1 protein-coding gene is annotated in these 307 nt (G+C 47.9%); it reads left to right on the top strand.

Features of this window, described 5'->3' with window-relative positions; all coding sequences use genetic code 11:
* Nucleotides 1–307: hypothetical protein (locus P0G09_RS18000; RefSeq protein WP_275253354.1), on the top strand; the 307-nt coding region annotated here is incomplete at both ends.

Below are 307 nucleotides of genomic sequence, written 5' to 3'. Positions count from 1 at the left end.
GGCAGAAGCCATCGCCAAGGAATCCGAAGTGCCTGAATACGAACGTTTCTCTGTCCGAAAAGTCGTTGACGGTAAAATGCCGCTTTTTGCTATCTGGGATGATCTTTTTGATGACTACTGTGAAACCAATCACGCCGTTCCACAGTTTTCTAACGAGAAGCAGGCAGAATCTTATCTGGAAAATCCGAAAAAAGAAGTTGCAGACAGAGAAGCCGCCGAGTGGCTCAAAGTCGAACACGCAAAATTTTTAGCAGACAAGGACGAGCCGGAGCCGTCTGACGAAGAACTGGACGAACTGCCCATCTCT

This window comes from Faecalibacterium sp. DFI.5.82 (assembly GCF_029076575.1).
Classification (GTDB): domain Bacteria; phylum Bacillota; class Clostridia; order Oscillospirales; family Ruminococcaceae; genus Faecalibacterium; species Faecalibacterium duncaniae.
This window is presented reverse-complemented; position numbering and strand designations above follow the sequence as displayed.